The following is a 25,259-nucleotide window of genomic DNA, read 5'->3' as shown; positions in this document are numbered from 1 at the left end:
CAGCCTGAGTTTTCTCCTAATAAAACAAAAGTTTCCTCAGTAAGAAACTTTTGTTTCCCTATATAGAAACGAAAGTTTTTCCTTGAAGAAACTAAAGTTTTCCGTATAAGAAATTTAGAAAAACTGCAATAGACTGATAATCAATTAAAGTACAAAAAGAAACAGCTACCCTTTCCATTCTCGGATTCTACCGAGATATGGCCGCCATGCAAGGTGATTATTTGCTTACAGATGCTTAAACCGATACCCGAGCCGGAGGGCTTGGTGGTGAAGAAAGGTACAAAAACCCGGTCGATCACCTCGGGTAAGACACCGATACCGTTGTCTCGCACGGTAAAGACGAGTTCGTTTCCCTCCTGCTGAGCCGCCACGATAATCTCGGGGTTTGACTTTTCCGCACAAGCCTCACAAGCATTCTTCAGTAAGTTCAAGAAGACCTGCTCCATCTGCGCCCGATCCGCGAACCATTCCAGAGGCTCGTCCGGCAAGCGGAAACGGATAGAAGGCTCAGGGCACAAACGCCCTAAATCCGAAAAGAAATCTTTCACTAAGATACGGGTCTTTACCGGAGAGGCGATCCGGGTCAATCTCCGGTAATTCTCAACGAAATCCAGCAACCCTTTACTCCGGCGATGGATGACATTTACCCCATGCTGGATATACGAACGATTCCGGACATCATCCGGATCTGCTTTGCAACGTTTGCTCAAGGTCTCGGACAACGAGATAACGGGTGTGATGGAGTTCATGATCTCGTGCGTCAAGACACGGATCAATTTCTGCCAAGCCTCCATCTCATTCCGCTCCAAGGTAGAATGGATGTTCTTCAAGCTGACGATCCAACGCTCGCAACCTCGCAAGTCGATACGAGTGGCATCGATCGCCCAATCTTGCGGAACGGATGGTTTTCCGTAACGCACCACCGTCTTCCCCGCCTTGATAGCCTCCAAAAACTCATTGGGTAACCGACACCTCGTATCCAGCAACGCGTCGGCGGTCCGGTTCTTCCATTCAATAGCCCCTTCCTTGTCGGTAACAAGTACGGCTGTATCCACCTTATTCAACAGGCTCTCAAAATACTGCCGCCTCACCTCCTCGTCCATCAATCGGCCACGCAAGGATCGCAGGGCTGCGGACAAATCGTCCGCCAACTCCCGCATCACCTTATCCTCGTAAGGTGAACGAACGATCTGGATCAAGTCTTGCTGCCGCAAGCAATCCACCACATAACGCCAATACTTCACCTGCCGCATCTGTATGAAATAAAGATGAATCGAGAAATACAAGATCGCGATCCCGCAAAAAGTAGGACAAAAGATAATCTCCTCATGCACGCAATAGAACAGGAGTCCCGTAGACAAGACGATGCCTACGATGTGCGAGATGACCGTGAACGCATACGATCTCATAAGCCGAACTTCTCTATTTTACGATACAAGGAAAAACGGGTGATACCCAATAGCTCGGCGGCATAGCTCATATTACCATTGCTTTGCCGCAAGGCTCGCTCGATGATTTTCCGCTCGGCTTGCTCTAGATTCAAATCAGGGTCCAGCTCCTTCTTCCGCTCGTAAGAGGCCGTATAGAGAGGGAAATCATCCGGTCTCAGCACCGTACCCTCGTTCAAGATCACGGCTCGCTCCAAAACATGCTGCAACTCCCGGACATTACCGGGCCAAGGGTATTTCATCAGCTTACTCCCCGCCTCCCGGCTCAACCCTTTGATCGTTTTCTTGTATTTCCGGCTATACAGCCTCTGGAAATGATCGGCCAGCATCAAGATATCCTCTCCCCGCTCACGCAGCGGTGGTATGGCTATCTCTATGGTATTGATCCGATAGAGCAAGTCTTGCCGGAAACTCCCCTCGCCCACCAGCTGACGCAGATTGGCGTTGGTAGCGCAGATCAAACGAACATCGATCGAGATCGGTTCCACCGCTCCCAAACGGGTGATATGACGTTTCTCTATAGCTGTCAGCAATTTAGATTGCATCGGCAAGGACAGGTTACCGATCTCGTCCAGAAAGAGCGTACCGCCGGAAGCCATCTCCATACGTCCCGGCTTGGATCTTCGGGCATCCGTGAAGGCACCTTTCTCATAGCCGAACAACTCACTCTCAAATAATTGTTCCGGGATACTTCCCAAGTCGATCGTCACGAAAGCATCGTCACGCCGGGGCGAGTAATGCCTCAACAAACGGGCAACCAGATCTTTTCCGGTACCGCTCTCACCGGTAATCAATATATTCGCGTCGGTCTCCACAAGTTTGTAGATCGTGTCTTTTACCTTCAGCATAGCCGGCGACTCACCGATCAATTCCGGCAATGTGTCGTCCTCCTTCATGGCTTTCATTTGCTCTCGCAAACGTCCTACCTCCTTACGGGAATGGCTCAATCGAATGCCCGACGAGAGGGTAGCCAGCAACTTCTCCGTTTCCCACGGCTTGGAGATGAAATCGGTAGCGCCAACCTTAATGGCCTTGACCGCTTTCTCTATATCCGAATAGGCCGTCATGAAGATCACGACCGCCTGCGGATCGATCTCCAAGATTTGTCCCAAATACTCAAAACCCTCCTGCCCGCTCACGGCATCCCGATGGAAATTCATATCCAGCAAGACCACGTCCGGTTGGAACGTCCGCATGAAATACTCGATGCGTGCCGGTTGTGTCGTTACCTTCACCTTTTGCATGTACGGCTCCAACAGTAAGTTCAATGCGAACAACACATCCTTATTATCGTCGATGATCAATATCTTTCCTTTTTCTTCCATACGGACAAAGATAAAGGGAATAAAGACAGCTTGTACGTGCATTATCGCACAAAAAATGTACGCTATCGCACTACATGAAGAAATACAGATTTTTCTATGATTCTATTTTCTAATACGTTACATTTATGGCATGATATTTGAATCGGATTCAGCGAAATTGAGTCATCAGCGATATCATCAAAAAACGGAATTGCCATGTTAATACATTACTGTGTCATTGCCTTCAAAAACATCTGGAAGTATAAAGTCAGCGCCTCCATCAGTATCCTAGGGCTGGCTTTCGCCCTCGTCTGTTTCGTGCCCATACTCTATTGGATGGATCATGAGACCACTTACGATTCTTTCTACAAGGATTCCGAATCCATCTACCGTGTCTATAGCGTAGAGAAACAATCCGGGAAAGTAAACAAAGGAGCCTCGAAAGGTATCGAGAATAGCCTACGAGAGCAAGTCCCAGCTATCGAAGCCTCCACCACGCTTATGCTTTCAACCGAAAACTGCCGTACCCAAGCGACTCCTTATATCCAAATGAATATGCTTTATACGGACAGCACGTTCCTAGAGGTATTCCCGCAATCTTTCGTTTGTGGAGAAATGAGTCATCCGCTACAAATCGTAAACAACATGATCTTGAGCGAAAGCATGGCGGTCCGTCTATTTGGCGACGCGGAAAAGGCGATCGGGCAACCGATACACACCTTGATGAGAGCCTCCTTACCTCCCTACATCGTCACGGCGGTGGTAAAAGATCCACCGGCTCATACCAATCTACCGTTCGACGCGATCATCAACCATAACATGATACAGCATTTCTCCCAGTTACCTCCAGAGGCACAATGGAGCTTCTTCGTGATGGACTTATACGTGAAACTCCATCCAAGCGCAGACCCAAAAGCCTTCGCCAATCAACTAAAAGAGCTACCCGAACGTATCGGGGTGAACAAGGAGATCGAGTTGCGAACACTCCCCATCCGTGAGATCCGGCATCATCTGAATGAAGATACACCTTTTACCTTAAATTTCATCGGCTTGTTTGTCGTATCTGGTGCCCTATTATTGTTTGCCGCCCTCTTCAATTTCTTGAATTCCTATATGGATCTCTTTCGGCAACGTGTGCGGGAATGGCGTTTACGGACGGTCAACGGCGCAACGAGAAAGCAATTGATCGAACAAATGTCTGTCGAACTAGGCTGTTCCGTACTTGCATCCTTGTTGGTAGCCTTGATCTTCATAGTCCAAGTCAAGCCGCTTTTCGCCCGATGGCTGGAGATTGATTTGGAGATGGGCCGGTTCCTGTTTCTTTTCGCAGGGGTAGGTATAGGTACATTCCTCATCCTCCAATGTGCAGGATTAGTATTCTTCGGACAGTTCAGCCATACGGCAACCACCTCGCTCGTTCCCAAAGAGACAGTCAAACCCCTTTTGTTACGCCGCATGGCCGTGACCTTACAATTGATGATCAGTATCCTGTTCATCGTAGCATCACTGGTTGTCATGGAGCAAATGCGATTCGTAAATCAAAAAGATTTAGGTTTCGATCCAAAAGGCCTTATCCAACTATCCGGCTTCGTAGACGTATCCGGGAAAATAGAATCCACGTTGATGCAAGAGTTAAGTGCCCTGCCGCAGGTCAAAAGTTTCACCGACACGAACTTTAAGCCTCAACATCATGTCGATCCCATGGCGATCTTCACGAATGTGGAATGGGAGGGAAAACCGCTGGACACAAAGGTGGACTTCCACCTCTATGGAACCGATCACCGGTTCGGTGAGACCTTCGACCTAAAGATGTTAATGGGCCGGTGGTGGACAGAAGGCAACGAACTTAGTGTCGTGCTCAATGAGTCGGCGGTTCGAGCCATGGGCTTACAAGACCCGGTCGGCAGTATCATCCGTATGCCGTGGTGGTCTGATTTCAGTGTGATCAAAGAATACGAAATCGTCGGTGTCGTCAACGATTTCCATGCGCTATCCTTCCGGGAGAGCATTCATCCGATGCTATTCATTCCTTCGGGCGGACTGGTGAATAATTTGTATATCCGGGTCGTAGCGGGTGAGGAAGGAAACGTCACCCACCGTATCACGGAGCTACTGCCCAAGATTGACCCGACATTAGCGGACACCCAACTCACCCCGATCGGAACGCTTTACGATCAACTGAACCAATCCGAGATCGTCGGGCTGAAGATCTTCTCGTTCCTCGCTTTCGCTTGTTTGCTAATCTCCTTGTTCGGCATCTACGCCGTCGCTACAGCCTCCACGAAACGGCGGCGTAAAGAGATCGCTATCCGGAAAGTAGTAGGCTCGAAAGCCTCCGAGATCATTTTCTTGTTCTTCAAGGAATACATGCGATTAATTGTCATCGCCGGAATCATCGCTTTCCCGATCAGCTATCTCGTCATGAACTACTGGTTGCAAGGCTACGCCTATCGCATCCAAATCCAGATCTGGTGGTTGGTGGGAATATTCATCACCATTACCAGCATGGTTCTAGGTACGATACGTGAACAGGTATGTAAGGCAGCCAATGAGAATCCGTCGGAAGTCATCAAGAGTCAATGAATGCCTATGAAAACTACAGACTATTCACGATCAGCTTGATAATACCAAGGATTTTATGTAAGTTCGCGATTCCTAAATATATAATAGAATATGGAACATCCATTGAATATTTACAACACGCTTACGAGAAAGAAGGAGCAATTCATACCCCTGCACGAGCCGCATGTAGGTATGTACGTATGTGGCCCCACGGTTTATGGTGACGCCCACTTGGGACACGCACGTCCGGCGATCACGTTCGACTTGCTATTCCGTTACCTTACCCACCTAGGATATAAAGTGCGTTATGTACGTAATATAACGGATGTAGGGCATCTGGAGCACGACGCCGATGATGGGGAGGATAAGATCGCCAAGAAGGCACGGCTAGAACAGTTGGAGCCGATGGAAGTGGTTCAATATTACCTCAATCGTTATCATCAAGCGATGGATGCGCTGAACGTACTTCCTCCCAGCATCGAGCCGCACGCTTCCGGACATATTATCGAACAAATCGAGTTAGTCAAGAAGATTCTGGATAACGGCTACGCTTACGAAAGCCAAGGCTCCGTCTATTTCGACGTAGAGAAATATAATAAAGATCATAAATACGGCATCCTCTCGGGTCGCAATATCGAGGATATGTTGAATACGACCCGTGCGTTGGACGGGCAGGACGAGAAGCATAACGCCATCGACTTCGCCCTTTGGAAATGCGCCCAGCCGGAGCATATCATGCGTTGGCCGTCTCCGTGGAGCGACGGCTTCCCCGGTTGGCACTGCGAATGTACCGCTATGGGCAAGAAATACCTCGGGGAGCATTTCGACATCCACGGGGGTGGCATGGACTTGATCTTCCCGCACCATGAATGCGAGATCGCACAAGCCGTGGCTTCCCAAGGAGATGATATGGTTCATTATTGGATGCACAACAATATGATCACCATCAACGGCCAGAAGATGGGTAAATCATTAGGTAATTTCATCACGCTGGAGCAATTCTTCACGGGTGATCATCCCTCCTTGCAACAAGCGTATTCCGCCATGACCATCCGTTTCTTCATCCTGCAAGCGCATTACCGTAGCACGGTCGATTTCAGCAACGAGGCTTTACAGGCTGCCGAGAAGGGCTTGTCACGCTTGATGGAGGCATACGGACATTTGATGAAGTTGCAGCCGTCCGCTACCTCTACCGTAGACACGAAAGGTCTTCGTGAGAAATGTTTCGAGGCCATGAATGACGATTTGAACTCACCAATCGTGATTTCTCATCTATTCGATGCCGCCCGTGCGATCAATTCGATAAAAGACGGCAAGGCTACCATAACCGAGGAGGACCTGAAAGAATTACAAGAGGTATTCCACTTGTTCTTGTTCGACATCCTAGGTATGAAAGACGAGGCTTCCGCCGGTGGTAACAGCTATGAGACTTTTGGCAAGGCCGTAGACTTATTATTATCCATCCGCCAGCAAGCCAAGGCGAATAAAGACTGGGCCACCTCCGACAAGATCCGTAACGAATTAACCGCGATGGGATTCGAGATAAAGGATACCAAGGATGGTGCGGAATGGAAACTAAGCAAATAATCCACCAAGCGAATAGTAAGAGGTTATGACAATCCATGAATTTCTTCAAGGCGATAAATTCGCCTTGCTTGCGGGCGTTGAATTATTAGAAACGGGCAACGGTTACGCCAAGGCGCGTATGCTCATCAAGCCCGAACATTTAAATGGTGGAGGCGTATGTCAAGGTGGGGCGATCTTCACGTTGGCGGATCTGGCTTTCGCCGCGGCGACTAATAGCCACGCACGCCTGACATTATCCATTACCTCAAACATCAATTTCTTTAAGGCGGAGAGTAAGGGATACTTATATGCGGAAGCGAAAGAAGCGTTCAGCCATAAGAGACTGGCGAATTGCGAAGTCCGTATCACCAATGAAGCCGAAGAATTAATCGCGACTTTTAATGGTACAGGTTACCGCAAAGACACGGAATTACCCTTCACTCCGTTGGTTTAAAAAAGAAATTCTATAAAAAGCTCTCGCCCCAGCTCCGTGATGAGCTGGGTGCGAGAAACACAAGCCTATCTAAAAAGCTTTCATTTCTTCTGCACCACGATACGGCAAGTAAGCGGGGCACGCAGGTTATAGGAGTCTTTATAATAGACCTCGGCCGCCCCGATCTTCAGTTTCGCCCGGATCTTTACCGGGATATGGTTCTCGTCATCACCGATCCAAACCTCCGCCGCTTCCTTGGCTTGGGAAAATGCCTCATCGTAGATATCGATATAGAAATGACGGGTACGGAATTTCGCCTCCTTATGCTCGACGATCTGTTGTCCCGTATAGCGGAAACGAGCGTTCACGAGCTCCCGGCCGATAGCGATCATGAAAGGGAACTCCGCACCATAACTCATCGTCCGCCAATCCAGCGAACGGAGATACATCGTAGCTCCCAGCATATCGAATACACGCCCTTTCGCCATTAGCATCGTGTCGATCTTCGTCTCCTTTAATGTATGGCGATGCGAGTGGATATCGATCCTACCGCTTCCTTGATACTCAAACTGGAGATTATCCACCAGATAGTAGTCTCCCTCGTTCGTGCGCTTCGAGCTGAACAAGAGCCGAGGCTCCTTTGAGTAATGGCAATCCATCGTATCACGCATCCTGAAGACTTTCTCGATCACGCCGGCAGAGCGGAACAACAGGTTATAATGCCATGACGGCGCTCCTTGGTATTCCGATTCTTTCACGGAAAGGGTAGCCAATCCGGCCTTCGACATGATCAGCCCCCATTTGAAATAAAGATCGTAATCCACCCGTTCCCCATGGGATAACGGCAACGTTTGTGCCCGCAAAGACGTAAGACTCGCTACACACAAAAAGAAAACGCATATATACAGTTTAGAAGCGCAAGCCGCCCACACCGCTGTTCCTATTGGACGAAGACTGTGTTCCCTCATTTTTGTAATCTCTTTTCTTTTTCGTTAGCTCTTTCGGTTTATTCTTCGTGATATCGATCGGTTTCTGCCGTTTCATCGGTGTAGCCTTGATATTCCAAGTCTCCTCCACTTGCCAGTTCTGCATGATATTGAATATCTTCGGGCAATAGAAGACAAGTTCCGGCTGCCGTTTATCGGCGTAATTACCGGTATCCCAGACACCGTTATCATTCACGTCTAATACTAAACGGGCATAATATTTATCCGGTTTCAAGTCCATGAAAAGCACGCCGCCATCTTTTACCTTCACCTTACGGATCGGCTGGTCGCTGCTATTCAATAATTCCACGAAAGCGGTGGTATCCGCTCCCTCGATATTGATATATAAATGCCCGTACTCATCTTCCTTCTTGATCTTGAATTCCCCGCTATACACATCGTTCCATTTACCATAGGCACTGAATATCGTGGCGGAATCTACTTCCAAACGGAATTCCTCGCCATATTTCCACGGGCGCTTGATGAAGAAATTCAAGGAATTCGTCGTATCCGGGAAGAAATCGAAGTCAACGGCTTCCCAAAGCGTATCCACTTTCTGATCCAGATAAAAATGATCTTTCGTTAACCCCGCTACCGGTTCGCTAAACGTAACAGCGACCGTATCATACAGGTTGATCGAACCGGAAGCGTTTACGTTCATTCCTAGAAACTCGATGGGTTCCGGCTCATCGTCTTTTTTCTTTTTCTTCTTCTCCACAGGACGACGACGCATGGTAAATTGTACCGTATCGGTCTGCGGACGAAGTATATTCATGGAATCGCTTTTCAGGTAATTCACCTCCACTTGCAGCGTATCTTGCTTCCAGATCAAAGAATCGGTCAACCAGTAATGCACGGCTTTTCCTTCCTCCGCTGTCTGCAAGAAATACCAATTGCTATCCGCCGGGGTGAAATTCAAAGGAACCGGTACCGGAATAGTATCCAAGGAGGTATTGAAACGCAAGGTTAGTATTTTCTCATCCGTACGCTCCGGCTTCAACATATATTGACGCTCTACTTTCTCCTTAAACAGGCGCAACTCGATATTGTCCGGCATAAAATGGGTATAACCGACTGTCATCACCGTATCGATCGTCAAGCTATCTTTCCAAATCGTATCTTGACGGGTCGTCAACTCGAACGCAGGGACGATCAAGGAATCGTAAAAAGCGATCTGCTGCCCGGGCTGGCTGTACTTGTAGGAGCGCATCACATCCTCCAAGGCATAGATCCGATAGGTTCCGGGGGCCATATTACGAATCGTAAACTCGCCCTTGTCGTTCGTACGGGAAGTACGGACAAATGGGATCGTCGTAAAGGCGGAATCCTCCAGATTCGTATGCACACCGATCGTAATACCCGGCATAGGCTCCAGATTCTCGGCGTTCAGCAAGACTCCGGACACCTCCATACTGTCGATGGATTCGCCGGTAGAGAACGCGAAGGAATAATTCTCCAATACATTCTTCTCATTATTATCGGAGATCGAATTGGTAAAGTCTATCGTATAGGTCGTATTCTCCTTCAACGTATCCATCAGCTCGATGACCGCCTTCCGGCCGTTCGCCCGGATAACGGGTTGCTCCATTTGGGGTGGAGTGATGATCACGTTCTCGGTAGGCTTATCGATCTGGATCAACTCATCAAAGATAATCTCCACCTTCTTTCCCTTATAGTTTATCTGGCCGGGCAACGGCGTACTGCTTACGAACTTAGGCGGAGCCTCATCATAAGGCCCTCCGTTCGGAGAGGCTATATTCGCGCACGAGTACAGCACGGCCAGCAGAAGTACCCCTATAAAGAACCGTAAACTATTTCTCACATATTTATCTTCCATTCAATACTCTCATTTCAATTGAGGGACAAAAATAGGGAAAAATCCCGTGAACGATAAGGATATATACGCTAATTAATCTATCTTAAAATGAAAAAGCCCCTATCTCCTATTAAATAAAAGAGATAGGGGCTCTACAAGTATCTCAATTATTTGAACGCTACTCTATGAACCTCAAAAATCGCATCGCTTACTTGTATCCTTAAAATATATATGCCGGAATTCACTTGATTAAAATCAAGCGTACCCCCGCTTCGTTCCATTTTCCCCTCAGCGACTAATAGGCCTGTCGCTTGATTATATAGCTGATAAGAGACTTGATTTGAAACAACCACATCAGACAAAATAGATGACTCGTCATTCTCTAATTGATTTTCTATGACATCCACAATTTTACTGGATCCATCAGAATAAACCATATAAGAGCTTTGCACGGATACAGTTGTTGATGCCGCAGAGCCCGCCGCCCCACACTGAGTAGTATAAGCACGACACGCTATATAATAACTGCCCGGAATCGAGAATGTTATATAATTTGTATTACGAGAAGGAGATTGGCTCGCTCCCTGACTTGGTGATACGGTCCATTTATACTCACAAACACTATTATCATAAAGAGGATTCGCTATAAAACTCCCCCCTTGATTTAGGCGTACACTCGAAGGTCCGGTAACTTTAGTTACTGTTGGATATCCTGCATAAATCGCTTTAGATACCGCAGCACTTTGTCCTCCTAAACTAGCGGTCAAGCGTATCCACTCATCTCCAAACTTACCCGGAGCTATCCCTACAGATACTGTTTTCGTACTCTGTCCTCCCTGTATCTCTAGCTTGCCATTAGTATAGCTCCAAGTCAATTGTACCTCAGAAGGAACAGTTACATTACTAATCGTATAATTACCATTATAGCAAATCACGGATTCTCCAGAAATCAGATAACGGAAAGGTGATACGGTAAATGTCTTAGAGATAGTTCGCACACCGGAACAACCCGACAAGCTAACAACAGCTTGCACCGTAACAGATCCGGACTTCGTAAATATCACTTTAGGGGCAGCTGTTCCTTGCCCTGATGCCACATATATACCCGTTCCGGACCATGTAGCCTTGCTTAACGAAGAAGAAGCGACGTCCAACGCTAACGTACTATATTCAAATTGGTAAGCAGCTGTAGAAGTTATCGCTGGATCTGAAATTCCTTTATAAGGACAATTATACCATTGAGATACTTCACCATTTTTCTTCAACCGGACCTTAACTATTCCATCTGTAGGGCACACACTTGAGGTGATACTTACGCTATTCAATTCCAACCCTTCCTTCGTATTTCCTCCATTATTGATTTTCCATCCGGAGGGCGTACTCCATTCATAAGTCATTCCTTTCACTAATTGAGTGGTAAATGTATTAGTCTGAGTTTTTCCAAAAGGAACAGAAGTTGGATAAGCCGTAAAGCCAAATTTACGAGTGAAAGATATAGAGGAATACCCACTTTTATCAAATTCAGCACCTTGATTTACACCACGTACCTTGACTGTTCCTGTACCGACATTATTTGTCGTAATATTGATGGATTCAGAAGAAGTAGTAAATACACCTGTTTGAGTACCACTTTTCCATCCTTCAGGTAAAGTCCACTCATATTTAGTAACCAGATTTTTATCTCCAGTTGTTGTTTGTCCCGGGTAATAAAATTTTTGACCAAGCAAAACTGTTATATTCTGAACTCCATAGTCTAAATTAGTAGAAGTTTTTGAAGTAAGAGAAGGCGGAGTTACTCCATTCAAACTTTTTATTTTTTGAGTGTAAGAGGCTGACTGCACTCCGCTAACTCCCGAACTATAATAAACTTCAGCCGTTAATTTCCCTTGAGGAGTACTACCATTTGTAGACTTCACATTATCCCAATATACGGTTATACCATAGAAATTCCCACCGGGGATTGAGGTTTGGGATGAACCAAGGGAAAAAGACCCACCCGAGACAGTCCAATTTACTCGGGCAATATTACTCCCTGCATCCAATACATAATAATATCCCATTTTTGGAGTAACGAACTCTGGTACGTCTTTGTCTGGTTTTAACACTGGATGCTGTGCCATCGCACTAACTATACTGAAAAAAACATACCAAAACGGATAACAACAATTTCATTCGTTTCATAATAAATCAATTTAAAGGTTTAAAACAAAAAATACACTCCACATCGAAAAGCATGATCGATATGTGTATCATAATCCACTTCACGAGGAAGTTCTGAGAATTGTTCGGAATAATGATCCAACCCTCTCACGGAGAAATAGCATCTATAATCAAACTCAACACCTACAAATCGCCACGTATATCTCAATCCCACTTTGGGATATAAAGAATAATCATTGAATCTATCTCGCAGAAAAGGGTAAGGCTCTCCTTCTTGAACCTCCTGATATCGAAAATAGAATCTTTGGTATTCCAATCCTCCACCCGCAAACAGATCTAAGTTCTTATACGACACAATGGAATAATCATATCCAATACCCAAGCCATACAATCGCATTTTATGAGTATAGTAACCCCGTATGACGGGATCTACGGAAGCATAATCGTCTCTCCAACTTTTCCATCCCAACGGCACATTCACATAAAATGAATGCTTTTCTGAAAGATTATACCGTACCGTAAGCTCTATCGGATGTATTAGCTCCTTCACCCGATCTTTAAAACCATAGGCGATACCAATACCAAACCGAGCCGGTTCCTTTTCCTTTGTAATCTCCTGCGCATTGGATGTCGCAAATAATAAAAGAACAGCCATAGACAAAAACCATTTACTCCTCAGTATATACTTCTTACTCATACTCCATCCCATATTGCACGTTCATAAATATTCGATATAAAAACTATCTTTCAATAACTCCATAAAGATAGCCTCCCAAAGCCCTTACCAGTTAACTGATAACTTCCCGATCCAACCTCAGAGATATCAAGCATATATAGTACTCCGTATCCCCGAATATTCGTCAGTATATGACTAAGGCATAAATATGCCAATAACATGATAAAATTTTTGTTTACTTCCACCGTCCTTTCTTTATTAACAATAGGTTAAATCCTATCAACAAATATAGGTCTTATATTTAACTATTCCAAGATATTTGAGTAGATAAAGAGAGATTTTCTTAATCATATCATGTTATAAATAAAGCATTGTCCGGATATTCCCACATCACGGATTTCATATCAACTAATTTTTGTAAGACAGTAAACAGAAGCCCTTATTGTCATTTTTTTCTCTTAAAGTATGTCATCGCAACTCAGACAGGAAAAAACATTAGCTTGTTTTCCAGAAAACACGTACATGTTTTCGAAAAAACACCATAGTGTTTCGCAAAAAACATGTACGTGTTTTTCTGAAATTGGTTATCAATCATTTACAAAATGGCAATTCGTATCGAACTTATTGTAAAATAAATCACTAAAAATGAAGCGGGCATTTATATAAAACAGTATCTTTGCATCTAATAGGAATATAACCAAATAAATACAACGACTATGTCAGAAGTATCAGGTATCGAATTGGAGAAAGATGCGGCAGGGAACAACAGCTACGTCCGTATCGACTTAAAGAAATATGGGGATATGATCAATCCTATATTGAAACAGCTAGGAGTTATCGGACAAACTCAATTTGACAAGGATTGGGAAAGAGCACTCGACCCGGAGACATTCCGGAAAGAAGCGAAAATACGATTAAGAGAATTATTCAATCAAAAACATAGCCATGAAGTAAACCAATAAAGTAGCCTTACTCCCTGAAGTTTACGATTTTTTAGATGTTTTAGCCCAAACCTTACTTGAGAAAGATTACGTCTCATACATAGAACATGGAGAAAACATCGTAGATGATATCATTGACTTCGTAAAAACGATCCCCTATGCGCCACATTATCATCTTACCCCCTACGCTCAAGTCTATTTCAGCAGATACGGGCAGAATTTACAATATACCTTTTTTAAAAGGAAAAGCAGTAAGCATACCACTTGGTATATATTTTTCTCCCGGCAGGAAGACTTATATATAATTATATTACTAACAACCACAAAGACGGCAAATACATACATGCCCCCATCAAGGAGGAGGATTAACACTCCGTTTCAGCAACCTGAACCCAATCCGGCAATACAAACACTTTCGCTTCTCGCAATATTCTCGTTTTAACTGGATGAGTGATTGCGTATCACCAGCGTTATGGACTTCGATACCGGATCGAGCGAAAGCGGTTACGATATGATTGCGTTCCGGCGGGATACTCTCCAAGAGGCGGGTCGCACGCAGGCAATACTCAGGAAGTTTATTTCGACCGCCGTAAGCGAATAGCAGAGGGACTACCGTATTTATTAACAGGATATTCAAGGCATTCTCCCCGATCATTTTATCTTTTTCCACCGAGGCGTATTGGAAATGATAATGATTCTTCCAATAATCCGAGGGTTGGATACGGAAATAATCCTTGATCTCTTTAGGAGAAGAAGCGGACAGGATCATCGAGAATAACGTATCGTACCGATGCCAGATAGCGGCCAGTTGCGCCAACTTCACATGCGGGAAGTTGGTCGGACGGATGCGAAGGCTTTTGAACAAGGAGTCATCCAAAGGCTTGAGGCCGAACTTATGGCGGAGAAACTCATATTCCCGCCTCAGCAGACGGTAGTAATGGCAGGAGCCCTCTTCCGAGAGCATACCCGCTTGTCCGAAAAGCATCGCCTCTACTTGCGACTCGCTAGCCCTTTGCTTTTGGATATATCGCAGGGGGAGGCTTTTCGCCAACCACTCGAAAGCGTCGCTATTCACGCCAAAGCCGAAACTACGGGTTAATAGGATATAGAACACCTCGTTCCAATCCTCTTGATACTGATCCAGCAGACGGTATATATCCTCTGTCTTTCGTTCCAGCCGCTCACCGAGCAAAGCATCCATCCATGAGGCCAGATGTACGGAGTCCACATCTTGAATCCGCTCAAGACAGGGGACGGGCACCTCTCTTACCAATAACCAATCGATATTTTTCCGGACAGGTTCCGGAACGGGTAATATCAATTGAGGAATAGGCTCACCGTTCATCCGGCAGATAGATGCGTCATTCACACCCGTTACATGCAAGATAACGGAGTCATATGCCTTATCCGAATCATGATGATGTAGCAACCAATCGGAAGCTTTTTCGTGGATATCCACGCTTCCGGCCCATACCGTGCCGTCGATTTTTACCTTGGCGTTGAAGAAGTCGGGACCGGCGTCGGTGTTTTGTATTCCGGGATCGATAACAGCGATAGGAAGCCCCTCGGTGGTAGTCAATGGAGTACTCGCGTAGAGTTTGTATTTCCAAACATAGTGTAATAAACGTTCCATATTCTTTCAGAGTTAAGATTTTGGATTCAAATGTAATTCATTTTCTGTATATTTGCGACATTAATTGAATTAAAGTATGAAAATTGCACTTATAGGTTACGGGAAAATGGGCAAAACGATCGAGCAGATCGCCATCCAAAGAGGACATCAAATTGTTTCCATCATAGATATCAATAACGCTGAGGATATATATTCAGAAGCGTTCAAGAGCGCCGACGCGGCGATTGAGTTTACTACCCCGGCTACCGCTTTCAATAACTATATGAAATGTTTCGAGGTAGGCGTGCCGGTCGTATCGGGTACTACCGGATGGCTGGACCGTATCGGCGAGATCAAGGAGAAATGCGAGAAAGAGGGCAAAACCTTCTTCTACGCCTCCAACTTCAGCATCGGCGTAAATATCTTCTTCGCCATGAATAAGTATCTGGCGAAAATCATGAACAACTTCCCCTCCTACGACGTTAAAATGACAGAAGTCCACCATATCCACAAGCTGGACGCACCCAGTGGAACGGCTATCACGTTGGCCGAAGGAATCTTGGAAAATATCGATCGTAAAGACCGCTGGACCTTAGAGAACGCCGAGAGCGCGACCGACCTGCCGATCCACGCTATCCGTGAGGGTGAGGTTCCGGGTATCCACGAGATCACGTATGAGTCGGACGTAGATACGATCAGCATCAAGCATGATGCCAAGAGCCGTGCTGGATTTGCGCTAGGCGCCGTAATAGCGGCAGAGTTTACCGCCGGAAAGAAAGGTTTCCTAGGCATGAATGACTTATTCAAATTCTAAACGTATTAGCTAAAAGATGAAGAAGTTCACGAAAAAACAATGGATCAAGTTTAGTATAGCGGCCGTATTATACACGTTGTTCGCTATCTGGATGCAAAACTTATGGTTACTGCTGGGATTAATCGTCCTAGTCGATATATTCTTGACGCACTACATCCCTTGGGGAGCTTGGAAACGGTCTAAGAACCCGGCGGTACGCAACGTATTGGAATGGGTGGACGATATCGTATTCGCGCTGGTAGCCGTTTATTTCATCAATTTGTTCGTCTTCCAGAACTATCAGATACCGAGTTCTTCCCTAGAGAAATCCTTGCTGGTAGGAGATTACCTGTTCGTCAGCAAATTAAGTTACGGCCCTCGCGTTCCGAACACTCCGATCTCCTTCCCGTTGGTACAAAATACGTTGCCTATCTTAAACTGTAAATCGTATCTGGATTGGCCGGAATGGGGCTACAAACGGGTGAAAGGTTTGGGCCACGTGAAACGTAATGATATCGTAGTGTTCAACTTCCCCGCAGGCGACACGATCGCCGTGAAAGTGCAAAACCCGGATTACTACTCCTTGGTCGAGGAGTACGGACGGGAACGTATCTTATTGGATAAGGCCACGTTCGGCGAGGTAATGTACCGCCCGGTCGACAAACGGGAGAATTACGTGAAGCGTTGTATCGGTATGCCGGGTGATACGCTCCAACTCATAGACAACCAAGTGTACATAGACGGTAAACCCGCCGAGAACCCGAAAGATATGCAATTCAACTACTTCATCGAAACAGACGGTTCCCCGATCACAGAGGAGCAATTCCGTTTGATGGACGTAAGCAAGGATGACCGTATGCTGGCCTCCAGCGGCGGTTATTACCAAAACCTATTGTCATACCTAGGCTTTACGCCTAACGCGAACGGACAGTACAACCCGGTATATCGCCTGCCACTCACGAAAAAGGCCTTGGCGATAGCGGAGAAGTTACCTACCGTGAAGAAGGTTATCATCGAGCCGGAGACATTGGGCGGCCCTACCTATCCGGTCGGATACAATACAGGCTGGACCCGTGATAACTTCGGGCCGCTTTGGATCCCGAAGAAAGGGGCTACCATCCCGTTGGACGAACGTAATCTGGCGTTGTACAGCCGTTGTATCAAGAATTACGAGAACAACACCTTGGAAGTGAAGGACGGCAAGGTCTACATCAACGGCAAGCCCGAGACTTCCTATACGTTTAAATACGATTATTACTGGATGATGGGCGATAACCGCCATAATAGCGCGGATAGCCGCTCATGGGGTTTCGTACCCGAGGATCACATTGTCGGCAAGCCGATCTTGGTTTGGCTATCCTTGGACAAGGATCGCAGTCTGTTCGACGGTGGTATCCGTTGGAACCGCCTGTTCCGTTGGGTGCATCCGGATTAAGAGGTGAAAACTTCGTATTATGACAATCCAACGATTCCTGATAGTTCTCATGAAATGGCTGGCAGCTTTCGCACTAGCCGCGGGGATCGTCATGCTCATACGCCTTTTCTGCATAGAGTCCTATCGCATCTCCACGGACTCTATGGAAGAGGCTTTGCATAAAGGGGATTATATCCTAGTCAATAAAATACCGGGGAAGAATAAGCCCGTCCGGGGCAAGGTCGTGCTTTTTACCAGCCCGCTCTCTCGAGATTCAGCGGATGCTCCCTTATTCATCAGCCGATGCATCGGTATGCCGGGCGATACGATCCGGGTCAGCATGGACGGATATACGATAAACGGGCATAAAATCCCCCGCTCTCCTCGCTCCCTCTGTTCCTATTTCATAACACTGAGCGCCAAGGAGACGTTCTTGGAGACGTTAGAGAAGTTGGACATCCCACTTAGGGATTTCAGGCAGGAAAGTTTCGGCTGTATGCTCAGCCTCACGGCTTTCGAGGAATATCAATTGAGGGAGGAATTGCCCGACGCCATAAACCGTCATTTTATCGGGGAACAAATGCAAGAATACATGTTGATCGTCCCCCGGAAAGACCGGGCTTACCCGCTGGACGCCGCCTCGCTCACCGCCTGCAAGGAGATCATCATGCGGGAGACGGATGGTAAAGCTTCCTTCCGTGACGGAAAGTTATATCTGGACGGGCGGGAGACTAATTTCTTCTTTTTCCAACAAGACTACTATTGGGTACTGTCCGATAATACCAACGAGGCGGTAGATTCCCGCCATCTCGGTTTCATACCGGCCGACCATATCGTCGGCAACGCTTGGCTCTGCTGGTACAGCCCCGACAAACAACGAATCTTTAAACCCGTTCATTAATCATGCGACCTGTATATATAGCGACCGCCTATCTAGGCCCCATACAACAATATTGTAAGATGCTCCAATACCCGGAGGTCCGTATCGAGACCGCCGAGAATTACGTGAAGCAAACCTATCGTAACCGTTGTTCCATCGCCGCCGCGAACGGCCCACTCTCCCTATCCATCCCCATCGTCAAGCCGGATACCTTGAAATGCCAGACCAAGGACATCCGTATCTCCGACCACGGAAACTGGCGGCACCTACACTGGAACGCTTTGGTATCGGCCTACAATATGAGTCCGTTTTTCGAGTATTATGCCGATGACTTCGCTCCTTTCTACGAAAAGAAATACGAGTTCCTCCTCGACTTCAACGAGGAACTGCGCCGTCTAGTCTGTGACCTGTTGGATATGCAACCCGCAGTCGTCTACACCGAGCATTATGAGCCAGAGGTAGCCAACGATTTCCGGGAAACGATCCGCCCGAAACACGAAGGGGAAGATCCCGCCTTCCGCCCGGAACCTTATTATCAAGTATTCCGGGAGAAATTCGGATTCCTCCCCAATCTGAGTATAGCAGATTTGCTGTTCAATATGGGCCCCGAAGGACTCGTTACGTTACGGGCATCAATTACCGGATCTCTTTAATCGATTGTATCAAGGCTTCCATATCTTTCGGGAAGATATCTCCGATATTACCGATACGGAACGTATCCGCATCCGAGATCTTACCCGGATAGATCACGAAGCCTTTCTCCTTCAGCCGTGCGTAGAACGAGGTGAAATCGAAATCCGCGGAAGGATATAAGAACGAAGTGATAATAGGCCCTTGGGCATCATCGGGCAGCAAGGTCTTGAAACCCAATCCACGCATACCTTCCACCAATATCTGGTGATTCTCTTGATATCTCTTATAACGAGCCGTGATACCGCCTTCCTCGTTCAATTCCTTCATCGCTTGGTAGAAAGCGTGAACCACGTGCGTCGGAGACGTGAAACGCCATTTGCCTCCCCCTTTCTCCATCGCTTCCCACTGGGCATAGATATCTAAGGAAAGCGAGCGGGCATTCCCCTTCGTCGCCATCAATTTATCTTTTTGGGCGAGGATAAAGCCGAAGCCGGGAACTCCTTGAATACATTTGTTCGCGCTACTGACCAAGAAGTCGATACCTAAACCTTTCACGTCGATAGGGACACCGCCAAAGCTGCTCATCGCATCCACGATAAAGGTAATCCCCCGGCCCTTGATCACCTCGGCTACCTCCTCAATCGGATTCAACAAACCGGTCGTGGTCTCGCTATGTACCATTGAGAGATGCGTGATACCGGGATGTTCCTCCAAGGCACGTCGGGCTACCTCGCCGGTTACCAGTTCCGTCTCATGCAAAGAGACCAGTACGTAATTGATATGATAATAATCGGCGATCTGCGCCATACGTTTGCCATAAGCACCGTTAGCGAGGATCAATAATTTATCCTCCGGACGCACGGCGGCCCCGATCGTAGCCTCCACACAATACGTTCCGCTACCTTGCAGCAGGACACTGGTGTACTCATCCCCGTCCAATCCCGCTATCGCCAGCAAGCCTTTACGGATCGGGGTAACGATACCCTCGTTATAATCCTTATCCCACGTACACCAATCTTGAAGCATGGCCTCACGCACCGTCTGCGACGTACTCAACGGGCCCGGTGTCAATAATAAATAGTTTCTCATATGATTGTTTTATTCTATTCGGTTATCAAGCTTAATTCCTGTTGTTAATCTTCTCGATGCAAGCGGGCAGCTCGGCGATCGTATCCAAGACGAAATGAGCCCCCGCCGCCAACATACGCTCACGCACCTCTTTCTTCAGAGATTCCCATTCTTCCGCCGGACGGCTGTTATATTCCTCCTCGCTCACGCCCATCTCGTTGCTACCGGTCACGATACCGACGCTCCATACCTTGGCGTTCACGCCCTCCTTAATATCAGCGATCGTATCTCCTACCTTCACCACTTGATCTACGGAAGGAATCGCTAAATCTATCATATTCTTATAGATCATATACGGGGCGGGGCGACCGGCCGGGACCTCGTTCGGTGTCACCAGATTATCTACCCTATATCCTTTGGCCTCGGCTCCGGGACGGACAATCTCCATCATCTTCGCCGTGTACCCGGTCGTAGAGCCGATCTTTATACCTTGCTCGCAAAGCATCGCCATCGTCTCCAAGACTCCCGGTATCGGAGTGGTGAAATCCTTCAAGGAAGCGAACAAATGTTTCTCGAAACTAGCGTACATCTCATCCACGTCCCCCTTGTTCCAGTCCCTCTTATACAAGGCACGGAACTTCTCGTTCACCTCCGGCATGCTCAAGATCGCCTTGATATGATCGATCTTCAAGAGACCCATCGGCTCACGGGCCTGCCGGTAAGTGATATCAATCCCTTTCTCTTCCGAGAATACCTTGAGAAAAGCGTTCAGTGGAGCGAAGCATCCATAATCCACGGCCGTACCGGCCCAATCCATAATGACACCTGAAATCTTCTTCATATTCTGTATGTATCGTATTTAATAATTTTCTTGTTTAAGCGATCGTAAGGACATTGTTTTCGGTAGGTTCAAGAGTTGCTATTTCCTCGCAGCCACATAAAGCGGTCTCCTTGCGATAGCGTTGCCGCAAATATACGAAGGAAGCGACAAAAGTGGCGCAGCAAAAGATCCCTACATATCCGGCAAGTTGGTTATAAAATACCTCCCAGTCCAATCCCGTACCCACGAATTCCTTTAGCACCAATACCAGTATCGTACCCGTGTACCCCAGAAAATCTGTTAAGACAATAAAGAAACCGACGTTTCCCCGTATCTTGAAACAGGCGATGAAGCGATCGAAGAAAATTGTCTGGAAGGTTAAGTAAGCCATATACAGGCAAAGGCTCTGCAAGAAAAGCCATGTCACCGGGCTCAATCCCATCCGCTCCTGCCCGAACGACACGAACGCCATGACCATCATGCCCGTAATAATCAAACCGTACAGGACTGAAAGCGCCTTAAAATTATCTTTCACGAGCACCATCAAACCAAAGATCGCCAAGATAGTCAAGGTCACCACGCTATCTATTTGCGTGAACAACCAAGGCGAGTAACCGGACATATCGATGATATTCACCAAGAAGTCCTCCTTGATATCCCGCAATACCACGATCGCTATATTCGCCACGAAAAGCATCGTCAAGAAAGGCATGAAATGCTTAAAAAGCTCCCAACGCTGCCGCCCGTTCAAGGTCTCCCGCTCCGACTTCAAGGCGATATCCTCCTCCGTAGGCTGTGGAAGTCGGTTCAGCGCATATCCCAACAAGGCTAGCAAAGGCAATGCCACCGCCCCGATCAAGGCGGGCATCCAGAACTCGCTGACCTGCCATATATCCATCACGTACAAGCCGACAGACTTCGCTGTACCGGAACTGATCACCATACTTACGCCCAACAAACTAGCGAGGACATCCGTCATCCTACGTCCTTCTATAAAGCTAAAAATAATCCCCCACATGCATCCCAGCGAAAGCCCGTTCAAGAACATCGCCGCTATATTATAAGGAGCCGAGAGCAACCCGAAGAATACCAACGAAAGTTCCGCCATCACCACGGACATCAAGATGAACCGCAAACGCTCTTCCCGCCGCAACTCCGATATCAACTTAATTCCCATGAACTTCGACACCACGTATCCCAAGATCTGCACGATCGTGACCGCCACCTTATAGTCCATATTGAATACCTCCAGATCCTCGAAAGCGGCAGCCGTATACGGCTTACGCAACATATATACCAAGGAATAAGAAAGCAAGGCGGCCCCTCCGGCCCATAGGATGAAAAGGAGATCGGAAATCCGTTTCCGGGATGTTTTATTGCTCTGTATCGCAGTGTCCATAATCTTCTGTCGTTTTATTTTCGAAGGCAAAAGTACAGCCGCCATGTTACAGACATATTACTGAACCCATGAATGTATATTATTAATACCCAACTAGGAATCAATAAATTATAAAGAAATATTTATGTAACATTCATGAAACGGAAACGCAACATATGTCCTCTTATTTTGTAAGGTAAATCAAGAATATAAACACATGAACAATCTTCAAGAATTCTACCGAAAGATCGAATATCTACGAAGCAATGGGGTTAAGATGAAAGAGATAGCCGACTGGATCGATATGGCTCCCAGCATATTGTCCTCCCTATATACGACCGTATTGCCGAATTATTTCGAGGGCATCAAGAGTTACCCGCCGGAAGAAGCACTGGACTCGGCGCTCGCCCTAGTGAATAACGTGTCGAAAAAACGTTTGCTTTCCCATATAGAGGAGATGATCCTTCGCCTAGACCAGATGGAGCTCGCCGAACCGGATAGCCTAAAAGATAATCCTTTCGCCAAGCAATTGATGGAGGAGACACGGCTCTCCGCCTCTAAAATAGAGGCTTTCAAAGGAATCTATACCAGTTACAGCCTTTCTTCCTCCTCGGACTGCCTCAAGATGGAACCCTTCCTACTCTCCCCCTCGGATAATCAAGTCCGTGTAGGGCGGATCAGCGCTTATGGAGAGGCTCAATGGGGATTCGGGATCATGCCCGATCCTCAGAATTTCCATTGCATGCTGAACGAGAACCAAGCGCCCCAATTCACGATGGTAACGATATACCTGCAAATACCATTTTTCAAGAATCCCCGCCAATTACGAGGATTATACATCGGGCAGGATTATAATCGTAACCCGATCGCCCGCCGAATCCTTCTTATCAAGGAATCAGAAAGCACGGAGATCGATGAATTCATGAGCCGGAAAAGCGGACTGATCGATAAAGAAGATTTTACCCCGGAACAACAGGTCTACTATGATTATACTTGCCAGACAGGAGATTTTATCAAGATGTGTACAGTCCCATCCCTGCGGATGGACGAGAGTGATTTAGTCAAAGAAAAGAAGATGCTAACCCTATAAACCAGTAGAGACGGGGCATGCCCCGTCTCCCACCATCCTAATATAATAGAGACTGATTATTCCTTCTGGAACTTCCTACTCACCTTCAAAAGGTTCGCCGTAAAAGAGACCACGTTTTGGGCCTCTTGTACCATGTTCAAATAAACCATGCTCACCTTCGTGCTGCCGGACTGCCCTTGGATACGCTTCAACTCCCCTTTCTTCAAGGCGGTAAGTTGGTTCATCAAGGTAATCGACTCAGCGATCAGCTCCTCAAAACCAATATAATCGTTTTTACGGATCATAGTAGCGCAATTTCTCAAGAAGGAGATGATTTGTTCAGATACCTTACCAAAATCATCTTTCTGTACCGGACTCAACGGGCTGAAATTATTATCGATATGATCTTTCAGCGGCTCGGCCAAGCGACGGATACTGAATATGATCTCGCTGGCGAAGTCATTTCCTTGATAATAATAAAGCCCCTTCTCCACGGCGATATCGTGATCCAATTGGGTAACGCCAAGCGTACCGACACGTTTCACTTGCTTCAAGTGAATCTTCTTCTCCTCCACGGCAGTCAAGACCTTGCGCAACTCACGGAGGTTCTCATTCATGAATCCATTTACCGCCTTACCGAATACTTCCGCCGTAAAATCCAGATCGGATTGTAATTCCTCACGGCTATGCTCGCGGAACAGGGCCAAAGCCTCACGGGTATCCGTAGCCTTACGAAGTTTAGACACCGTAGAATTCACCTCCTCCTTCAATGCCTCTTTCCGCAATTTAGCCTTATAAGCGAAGTGGCTACGAACCAACGAATAGATCGCCAAACCAATCATAGCGACCAAAGCTGGAATACCTCCCCAATAAATCAAAAGAGCGACGATGAAACAGATCGTAAAAGCAGCCCCTGCCGTAATGAACCAACCACCTATCACGGACAATACGCCTGTGATGCGATATACGGCGCTCTCACGCCCCCAAGCACGGTCTGCCAACGAAGTACCCATAGCGACCATGAAAGCCACATACGTCGTAGATAAAGGCAATTTCAAGGAGGTTCCCAAAGCGATCAGCAATCCGGACAAAACCACGTTCACCGAGGCACGTACCAAGTCGAAGCTAGCCTTGTCATCCATGATCATCTCGCTTTGGTTGAAACGGCTATCAATCCAGTTCTTAACCGGAGTGGGCACGATACTTAATATCGTAGCGGATATATTACTGCAATTCCGTACCAATACCCGTGCGACAGGCGATGTACCGAAAGACTCCTCTCCATCCGATTGACGAGACAGATCCAAGGAAGTCTTCACCACGTTCTGAGCCTTTTTGGAGGTAGCCAAGGCGATTACCATCACGATCCCGGACCCCACCAAGAAATACCAAGGTGTCTGGGCCGGTCCCAACAAGGAGGTCATCAAAAATGTATCCGTGGTAGTGGTCCCTCCCTGCGCCATCAAGTCCATATAAGAGGAATAGCCAGCCAAGGGGACTCCGATAAAGTTCACCAAGTCATTCCCGGCAAAAGCCAACGCCAAGGCAAACGTACCCATCAAAATGACCACCTTGAATACATTCACCTTCAACCAATGCAATACCTGCATCAAGATCGTAAAAAATACCATACATCCCAAAACGATCATCCCCGTATTGGCATACACCATATCCTTGAACTCACCCGTCATAAAAGAACT

The 25,259-nt window shown here is 46.9% G+C and carries 20 protein-coding genes (1 of these 20 running past the window's edge); 9 read left to right on the top strand and 11 right to left on the bottom strand.

Translation table 11 applies throughout. The annotated features are described in order from the left end of the window. Positions 1-140 precede the first annotated feature (140 nt). Entirely contained in the window at positions 141-1,409 is a 1,269-nt protein-coding gene (locus tag CI959_RS08420) for a PAS domain-containing sensor histidine kinase (protein WP_009018739.1), read from the bottom strand. Continuing rightward, positions 1,406-2,773, bottom strand: coding sequence for a sigma-54 dependent transcriptional regulator (locus tag CI959_RS08415; RefSeq protein WP_011967021.1), 1,368 nt, complete (start codon positions 2,771-2,773; stop codon positions 1,406-1,408). The genes CI959_RS08420 and CI959_RS08415 overlap by 4 nt, the downstream gene beginning before the upstream one ends. Positions 2,774-2,968: 195 nt before the next feature. Between CI959_RS08415 and CI959_RS08410 the strand changes: the two genes are divergently transcribed. The 3 genes from CI959_RS08410 (at position 2,969) to CI959_RS08400 (ending at position 7,334) form a co-directional block, all read left to right on the top strand. After that, positions 2,969-5,335: an ABC transporter permease gene (locus tag CI959_RS08410; protein ID WP_057317536.1), complete on the top strand. Its 2,367-nt coding sequence runs from the start codon at positions 2,969-2,971 to the stop codon at positions 5,333-5,335. A 90-nt stretch (positions 5,336-5,425) separates the two neighbouring features. Then, positions 5,426-6,901: a cysteine--tRNA ligase gene (gene cysS / locus CI959_RS08405; protein WP_057317535.1), complete on the top strand. Its 1,476-nt coding sequence runs from the start codon at positions 5,426-5,428 to the stop codon at positions 6,899-6,901. 25 nt (positions 6,902-6,926) lie between these two features. Beyond that, on the top strand, positions 6,927-7,334 hold the full coding sequence (locus CI959_RS08400) for a PaaI family thioesterase (RefSeq protein WP_005860676.1): 408 nt from the start codon (positions 6,927-6,929) through the stop codon (positions 7,332-7,334). 80 nt (positions 7,335-7,414) lie between these two features. On the opposite strand, the gene CI959_RS08395 is transcribed toward CI959_RS08400, so the two are convergent. The 4 genes from CI959_RS08395 to CI959_RS08380 form a co-directional block, all read right to left on the bottom strand. Continuing rightward, the gene (locus CI959_RS08395) at positions 7,415-8,281 is read right to left on the bottom strand and encodes a DUF3108 domain-containing protein (RefSeq protein WP_005860674.1); all 867 of its coding nucleotides are present in this window, start codon (positions 8,279-8,281) and stop codon (positions 7,415-7,417) included. Next, positions 8,223-10,136: an Ig-like domain-containing protein gene (locus tag CI959_RS08390; protein WP_057317534.1), complete on the bottom strand. Its 1,914-nt coding sequence runs from the start codon at positions 10,134-10,136 to the stop codon at positions 8,223-8,225. Before CI959_RS08390 ends, CI959_RS08395 begins: the two co-directional genes overlap by 59 nt. A gap of 146 nt (positions 10,137-10,282) precedes the next feature. Continuing rightward, positions 10,283-12,235 (bottom strand): hypothetical protein, encoded by a 1,953-nt coding sequence (locus CI959_RS08385; RefSeq protein WP_057317533.1) that lies wholly within the window; start codon positions 12,233-12,235, stop codon positions 10,283-10,285. Between the two features lie 80 nt (positions 12,236-12,315). Then, positions 12,316-12,930, bottom strand: a complete 615-nt coding sequence (locus CI959_RS08380) for a hypothetical protein (protein ID WP_095231472.1) — start codon at positions 12,928-12,930, stop codon at positions 12,316-12,318. Positions 12,931-13,667: 737 nt separating this feature from the next. Between CI959_RS08380 and CI959_RS08375 the strand changes: the two genes are divergently transcribed. Then, entirely contained in the window at positions 13,668-13,913 is a 246-nt protein-coding gene (locus CI959_RS08375) for a hypothetical protein (RefSeq protein ID WP_005860665.1), read from the top strand. Positions 13,914-14,244: 331 nt separating this feature from the next. Here CI959_RS08375 and CI959_RS08365 read toward each other — a convergent pair whose 3' ends face one another. Then, a complete protein-coding gene (locus CI959_RS08365) occupies positions 14,245-15,525 on the bottom strand; it encodes a DUF2851 family protein (protein ID WP_057317531.1) in 1,281 nt (426 codons plus the stop codon). A 76-nt stretch (positions 15,526-15,601) separates the two neighbouring features. Between CI959_RS08365 and dapB the strand changes: the two genes are divergently transcribed. Genes dapB through CI959_RS08345 form a run of 4 tightly spaced genes read left to right on the top strand, consistent with a single transcriptional unit; the run spans position 15,602 to position 19,244 of the window. Next, complete coding sequence (gene dapB / locus CI959_RS08360) at positions 15,602-16,318, top strand: 4-hydroxy-tetrahydrodipicolinate reductase (protein WP_005860661.1); 717 nt, start codon at positions 15,602-15,604, stop codon at positions 16,316-16,318. 16 nt (positions 16,319-16,334) lie between these two features. Next, positions 16,335-17,732, top strand: coding sequence for a S26 family signal peptidase (locus tag CI959_RS08355; protein WP_005863994.1), 1,398 nt, complete (start codon positions 16,335-16,337; stop codon positions 17,730-17,732). Between the two features lie 19 nt (positions 17,733-17,751). Beyond that, positions 17,752-18,612 carry a signal peptidase I gene (gene lepB, locus CI959_RS08350; RefSeq protein ID WP_008774293.1) on the top strand — a complete coding sequence of 287 codons (861 nt, stop codon included), beginning with the start codon at positions 17,752-17,754 and terminating at the stop codon, positions 18,610-18,612. Between the two features lie 2 nt (positions 18,613-18,614). Next, on the top strand, positions 18,615-19,244 hold the full coding sequence (locus tag CI959_RS08345; RefSeq protein WP_008774292.1) for a WbqC family protein: 630 nt from the start codon (positions 18,615-18,617) through the stop codon (positions 19,242-19,244). Here CI959_RS08345 and phnW read toward each other — a convergent pair. Genes phnW through CI959_RS08330 form a run of 3 tightly spaced genes read right to left on the bottom strand, consistent with a single transcriptional unit; the run spans position 19,228 to position 22,511 of the window. Continuing rightward, entirely contained in the window at positions 19,228-20,313 is a 1,086-nt protein-coding gene (phnW, locus tag CI959_RS08340; protein ID WP_036618811.1) for a 2-aminoethylphosphonate--pyruvate transaminase, read from the bottom strand. The genes CI959_RS08345 and phnW overlap by 17 nt on opposite strands. A gap of 31 nt (positions 20,314-20,344) precedes the next feature. Continuing rightward, the gene (phnX, locus tag CI959_RS08335) at positions 20,345-21,133 is read right to left on the bottom strand and encodes a phosphonoacetaldehyde hydrolase (RefSeq protein WP_057317530.1); all 789 of its coding nucleotides are present in this window, start codon (positions 21,131-21,133) and stop codon (positions 20,345-20,347) included. 34 nt (positions 21,134-21,167) lie between these two features. Then, positions 21,168-22,511 (bottom strand): DUF5690 family protein, encoded by a 1,344-nt coding sequence (locus tag CI959_RS08330; protein WP_034527989.1) that lies wholly within the window; start codon positions 22,509-22,511, stop codon positions 21,168-21,170. A gap of 196 nt (positions 22,512-22,707) precedes the next feature. On the opposite strand from CI959_RS08330, the gene CI959_RS08325 reads away from it, so the two are divergent. After that, on the top strand, positions 22,708-23,580 hold the full coding sequence (locus CI959_RS08325; RefSeq protein ID WP_005863981.1) for a hypothetical protein: 873 nt from the start codon (positions 22,708-22,710) through the stop codon (positions 23,578-23,580). A gap of 56 nt (positions 23,581-23,636) precedes the next feature. Here CI959_RS08325 and CI959_RS08320 read toward each other — a convergent pair whose 3' ends face one another. After that, positions 23,637-25,259, bottom strand: the 3' portion of a protein-coding gene (locus tag CI959_RS08320) for an inorganic phosphate transporter (RefSeq protein ID WP_011967031.1). The gene runs 633 nt beyond the window's last position; 1,623 of the gene's 2,256 nt are visible here — the last part of the coding sequence; the start codon falls outside the window, past its right edge; the stop codon is at positions 23,637-23,639.

The sequence above is a fragment of the Parabacteroides sp. AT13 genome, assembly GCF_002272965.1.
In the GTDB taxonomy this organism is placed as follows: Bacteria; Bacteroidota; Bacteroidia; order Bacteroidales; family Tannerellaceae; genus Parabacteroides; species Parabacteroides distasonis.
Note: the sequence above shows the minus strand (reverse complement) of the source record. Positions and strands in the feature narration are given on the sequence as shown.

What these genes read in the sequence shown, in the direction of transcription:
- CI959_RS08390 (WP_057317534.1), bottom strand. Translation starts at nt 10,136, where the DNA reads ATGGAAGATAAATATGTGAGAAATAGTTTACGGTTCTTTATAGGGGTA.
- CI959_RS08415 (WP_011967021.1), bottom strand. Translation starts at nt 2,773, where the DNA reads ATGGAAGAAAAAGGAAAGATATTGATCATCGACGATAATAAGGATGTG.
- CI959_RS08325 (WP_005863981.1), top strand. Translation starts at nt 22,708, where the DNA reads ATGAACAATCTTCAAGAATTCTACCGAAAGATCGAATATCTACGAAGC.
- cysS (WP_057317535.1), top strand. Translation starts at nt 5,426, where the DNA reads ATGGAACATCCATTGAATATTTACAACACGCTTACGAGAAAGAAGGAG.
- CI959_RS08355 (WP_005863994.1), top strand. Translation starts at nt 16,335, where the DNA reads ATGAAGAAGTTCACGAAAAAACAATGGATCAAGTTTAGTATAGCGGCC.
- CI959_RS08420 (WP_009018739.1), bottom strand. Translation starts at nt 1,409, where the DNA reads ATGAGATCGTATGCGTTCACGGTCATCTCGCACATCGTAGGCATCGTC.
- lepB (WP_008774293.1), top strand. Translation starts at nt 17,752, where the DNA reads ATGACAATCCAACGATTCCTGATAGTTCTCATGAAATGGCTGGCAGCT.
- CI959_RS08395 (WP_005860674.1), bottom strand. Translation starts at nt 8,281, where the DNA reads ATGAGGGAACACAGTCTTCGTCCAATAGGAACAGCGGTGTGGGCGGCT.
- CI959_RS08365 (WP_057317531.1), bottom strand. Translation starts at nt 15,525, where the DNA reads ATGGAACGTTTATTACACTATGTTTGGAAATACAAACTCTACGCGAGT.
- CI959_RS08345 (WP_008774292.1), top strand. Translation starts at nt 18,615, where the DNA reads ATGCGACCTGTATATATAGCGACCGCCTATCTAGGCCCCATACAACAA.
- phnW (WP_036618811.1), bottom strand. Translation starts at nt 20,313, where the DNA reads ATGAGAAACTATTTATTATTGACACCGGGCCCGTTGAGTACGTCGCAG.
- CI959_RS08385 (WP_057317533.1), bottom strand. Translation starts at nt 12,235, where the DNA reads ATGGCACAGCATCCAGTGTTAAAACCAGACAAAGACGTACCAGAGTTC.
- CI959_RS08330 (WP_034527989.1), bottom strand. Translation starts at nt 22,511, where the DNA reads ATGGACACTGCGATACAGAGCAATAAAACATCCCGGAAACGGATTTCC.
- phnX (WP_057317530.1), bottom strand. Translation starts at nt 21,133, where the DNA reads ATGAAGAAGATTTCAGGTGTCATTATGGATTGGGCCGGTACGGCCGTG.
- dapB (WP_005860661.1), top strand. Translation starts at nt 15,602, where the DNA reads ATGAAAATTGCACTTATAGGTTACGGGAAAATGGGCAAAACGATCGAG.
- CI959_RS08400 (WP_005860676.1), top strand. Translation starts at nt 6,927, where the DNA reads ATGACAATCCATGAATTTCTTCAAGGCGATAAATTCGCCTTGCTTGCG.
- CI959_RS08380 (WP_095231472.1), bottom strand. Translation starts at nt 12,930, where the DNA reads ATGGCTGTTCTTTTATTATTTGCGACATCCAATGCGCAGGAGATTACA.
- CI959_RS08410 (WP_057317536.1), top strand. Translation starts at nt 2,969, where the DNA reads ATGTTAATACATTACTGTGTCATTGCCTTCAAAAACATCTGGAAGTAT.
- CI959_RS08375 (WP_005860665.1), top strand. Translation starts at nt 13,668, where the DNA reads ATGTCAGAAGTATCAGGTATCGAATTGGAGAAAGATGCGGCAGGGAAC.